Raw genomic sequence first — 4580 nt, 5'->3', positions numbered from 1 at the left:
GGGAGCCAGAATTTCAAAGTCCCTCTCCCATATCTGGGAGAGGGATTTAGGGTGAGGGCACAAAACTACGCTTATAAACTTAGATGAGGTTTAGGTCTAAATTTACGGCATATTCCATTCCAACAAAAATGCCTATAGAGAGAGGATAGGGGCACAATGCTCGTTGTACCCCTACAAATAATTGGTATTCCATTCAATGGTTCAGCCGTTTAATCTTCGTCAAGGGCTGGGAAAGCTTCCTCAATCTGCCACAACCGATCTTTATTTTCAACAAACCAAATACGAGTCTTTGGAGTTAATTGACTCCAAATGACTTCAACAGGAATGTGAGGAGATGCATATTGGTACTGCTGACCAAGTGATTTGAGATTCTCTGCCACATCATGGGGAATTCCAAATTCTTCCCAGTCAACTGTGATATTTCTTCCCGAAACTCCGGCTGTGGGGTCGAAAACCAATTGTGCTGATCTGACTAAATCAGCAAAGTGTTTCGGTTTCAGTTTGGTGATCTCTTGAATTTGCAGTGATTCGTTATACTCTTGAGACATTATCGCCGCAGTGGTAAAGATTAGTGGTGTATTGAACTTACTGCCAGAGATTTTTATCCCAATATTTTTACTTTAGCGCAGAGCCGTTAACTTGATCATGATTACAGCAGAAATCATGTATTTGAACCACATCTGTCGTAGGGGCACAGCAATGCTGTACCCCTACCGCGTGGTCTATTTACCTGAAAATAGCTGTAAGTAGCCCACCCCACAAGAATTAGTTGAGTATTTTTTTATTTGTCAGTCCCTTAGGGAGTTGTCACAACTTGAAAGCGTCGCATCATATCGAAGTCTTCATGTTCCATAATGTGACAGTGCCAGACATAATACCCCGCTTTGTCGAAGGTGGCAATAATGCGAACAACTTCACCTGGGTAAATAACTACGATGTCTTTCCAACCTTTCTGTGAGAGTGGTGGAGCCTGAGGATTGCCGATTAGGACAGGATTTTTGAGAAATAGCTTAGTCTTACCAGGGCTTGTGATCACTGGGACTACACTGCCAGTAAATTTCTGTCGATTTAGAATCAGGAAGGAAACCAAGTGCAAGTGAATTGGGTGTGGGTCTTGTGACGTGTTGTATAATTCCCAAACTTCAGTTGTGCCGAGTTTTGGTTTCTCAGTAATTGGATCGTCATAGCCCAATGAGCCGTCTGCCAATGTACCTTGCTCTAGCAGGGTCCGACCGTATTCATCGTTCTTCTCAAATATAACCAGTTGCCGAGTGATTCCGGTTTGAGCAGGAGTTATAATCTTCTCAGGTAGCAACTGTGTTGTCAGTCCATCACTTTCATTAGTATCCACAGTCGCATTTGGAATATTTGAAAGTGGTTGTTTGACCGCAATCTTCATTATCTGACCGATAATCTTGGGATCACCTTGATCGCGGTTCGAGTTATTGACGATAAACTCTTTTCCTGAATCGCCAGTGAAGTCAACAATCACATCAGCGCGTTCACCTGGAGCAAGAATTAAATTTTGAACCGCGACTGGTTTTTCTAATAAGCCTTGCTCGGTGCCGATTTGGTAAAACTTCTCCTTTGAGTCGTTGAAGTTCAGGTTATAGAAGCGCGAGTTTGAACCGTTTGCCAACCGTAAACGGTACTTTCTCGGTTCGACCGTGAGCTTTGGCCAGGCCATGCCATTTACTAGGATGAAATTACCGAAGAAATTCGGCATTACACTTGGATATGGAGCAGTTGGAGAATTTGAACGAGGTGGGTAGTAAAGCTGACCGTTCGCAGTGAAATTTCTATCCTGGATGATGATTTCTTTCTCCTGGTTCCCACTGGGCAAAATGTTGCGATTGATTAGATTAATCTCGTTGTTATCCCTGAGCAAATAGAAGCCTGCAAGACCAGCGTATAGACTTAAACGACTGTTACCCATAACGTGGTCGTGATACCAGAGTGTCGCTGCCCGGCTGTCATTTGCATAACTATAGTTCTTTTTAACCCAACGGGTTCCGGTTTGTGAAAAATCTTGTGTAAACCAAGCGTCGGGATATCCGTCGCTAGTCCACTCAGTATGACCGCCATGCAGATGCACCGCTGTAGGTACAAGCCCTTTTTGGAGAACGTTTACAATCGTTGCTGAAAGAATGCTCTTGTCTACTGGCAAAAGATATCCAGATTTTGGTAGTTCGTTGTCCCACAGCACTTGAATCGGTACGTTTTTTTGCGCCACGAATGTCGGTCCTGGGTAGGTAACATTCCTTTGCCCTTGCAAACCATAACCCCAAACTGTTGTGTTTAAGCGGGCATCATCCTTTGTACCATATATGCCATCTGCACCGGGACTGCTATATAATCCCAGCCATTGCTTAGTTTGTCCGATCACTACACCGAAGTTACCACCCGTTGTCGCATTTATCCTTGCTAGAGACGGCAACGAATTGATGAACTTCGGTTGGGTGGCCGGATCTAGGAAGGAATCAGCAGCGATCGTTATACTCAATCTGGAAAAGATTATTCCAGCCAGCAGTGTGACAATAAAGACAAAGGGGAGATACCATTTGAAGATTTGTCTCCACTTACTTAGCAACCACTTGCTACTCATAATTAATTTAGTCCTTCAAAAATTATTATTGATAGTAATAAGACTTACACAAAACTACACACGCTAGAGGCCATTTTTGTAGCTTTAGCTGACCGCAGGGTATTGCCCCTAAGAAGAAAATCATTCTTTTCGGCTATTGTTTGCGTAAGTCCTGAGTAAGCTAATGGAGAGCCTTTGGCACTCTTAAAGTCTAAGGACGCTGAGATTTTTAAGACTTATATGTAATTTTTTTGTGAAAATATTCTAATTTGAAGCTAGCTTTTTTAGGATTTTTGCTACCTTTAATTTTTCTACTAACTCGCCATTATCTAAGGTTCACCACTTGCACCATTCTTACTAACAAAAGAAGTTATGGGGCAAGCTAGTACCCTGGTTATAATATCGCAATAACCGCCTTGAATGAATTGCTAATTGTATTGAGTGATTCTGTCAGCCAAACTCAAATTTTAAGTAGAACGAAGCATATCCAGCCACTCGTTCATTTAATTTAATTGGGCGATATTAGTCCGAAGCTTATACATATAGTTTATTAGCAATTTTTAATTACTTCCCTGATCTGCTAAAGTCAACTTAATATATACATATATTCAAGTGAAGTCAACAGGTAAATGTATCAAAATAACAAAGAATCAGCTAGTCTTTTATGAAGAATTAAAGAAGCCTCAAAACATAATGTTAACTAATTCTGCTTGGGAAAATTTAGTCAAAGCTTCTAACTCATTAGAGATTAGTGTTAGTGAGTTAATTGAAAGAGTAAGTAGAAACATTAATGTTAATATCAGGCAAGATGACTAAATCTTCTGACTGTATGAGTTTTGCCTTCACCCAAAAATCGGTGAGGGGCTGGGGAGTGTCAACTCAACTAATCATTTTCGATCAGAACTGTAACAGATGCGATCGCAATTAACATTTCGTCATTTTTATCGTTGAGTTCGGGAATAGCCCGCCCTTGAACTACCATCCCCCCAGATTCTACGGTGAGGGTTTTTCGACCAAATGGTAGTACAGCTAATACTTCTTCTTCTCTAACTTGTTCGGGATATGGTACTGCTACCTGAACCTCTATAATCATTTCATTGGGGTGACTTAAACCTGCAACTTCCCAAACACCAGGTAAAGCATTGTGAGCGATCGCATTCCGTACAGCCCTAGATGCTGCTACTGTAGGATCTTGTCCATGCTGATCGATTCCCATCCCCATCTCGATAATTAACCGTTTACGCGCCATTGCTACCTCTGGTAAATCTTGCATCTTTGATTAAAAAGGCAAAAGGCACAGAAGCCACTTGGGAAAAGACCGCGTTGCCCAAAATCCTTGGTAGGCACAATACCCTGCGGCAAGCTAAAGCTACATGAATTGTGTCTACGTCTTTTCACTCCTATCTGTGGTCATTTGATCTTCCTGCCCCTGCCTCATGAGGTGCTTTAGACCATATGCTGCAAGCGACTCACACGCTTTGAGTAACTTTTCATCACCTCTACGGCAAACATGGGTGTTTCCTGAACGGCAAAGAGAAACTCTGTCTCATCAAGGAAAACCAGTTTGGTATCTACTTTGGCAATAGCTGTGTAAGTTCTATTTTTGACTCCGACAAGGATTCCGACATCAAAAACTTCGCCCGTCTCAATGGTTTCTATAATCTTGCCATTGACTAATATATTTACCTCTCCTTCGAGAATGCCATACATATAATCACCAGGGTCTCCTTCTTCAAAGATGACTTGGCCTGCGGAAAATGCTTTAGGGTCGGATTTTTTTTGAAAGATACTGATTGTTGTTACTACAGAACTTAGCATTAGAGCAACCCCAAAATTCTTTGTTTTTAAACGAAACTTTTGGATAGACAATAGGTGAACCTAGAAGAGTATACTACTTTATGTTGATTTCTGCAAGCCGCACACTCGTGACTTCCAGTCATGAGTTAGGCGCTCCATATTTCCATATTTTTCTTGCTAGAGTCTTGTATATGGTCAT

At 41.6% G+C, this 4580-nt stretch carries 4 protein-coding genes; all 4 read right to left on the bottom strand.

The window, feature by feature from the left end; translation table 11 throughout:
• Positions 1-209: 209 nt before the first annotated feature.
• On the bottom strand, positions 210-548 hold the full coding sequence (locus ACYTXL_RS34175) for a hypothetical protein (protein ID WP_334790905.1): 339 nt from the start codon (positions 546-548) through the stop codon (positions 210-212).
• Positions 549-796: 248 nt separating this feature from the next.
• Positions 797-2605 (bottom strand): multicopper oxidase family protein, encoded by a 1809-nt coding sequence (locus ACYTXL_RS34170; protein ID WP_461928456.1) that lies wholly within the window; start codon positions 2603-2605, stop codon positions 797-799.
• An 862-nt stretch (positions 2606-3467) separates the two neighbouring features.
• Positions 3468-3833 carry a Lin0512 family protein gene (locus ACYTXL_RS34165; RefSeq protein ID WP_461928458.1) on the bottom strand — a complete coding sequence of 122 codons (366 nt, stop codon included), beginning with the start codon at positions 3831-3833 and terminating at the stop codon, positions 3468-3470.
• Positions 3834-4030: 197 nt separating this feature from the next.
• Positions 4031-4402 (bottom strand): Crp/Fnr family transcriptional regulator, encoded by a 372-nt coding sequence (locus ACYTXL_RS34160; protein ID WP_461928457.1) that lies wholly within the window; start codon positions 4400-4402, stop codon positions 4031-4033.
• Between the last annotated feature and the right edge of the window lie 178 nt (positions 4403-4580).

This window comes from Nostoc sp. (assembly GCF_054880495.1).
Note: the sequence above shows the minus strand (reverse complement) of the source record. Positions and strands in the feature narration are given on the sequence as shown.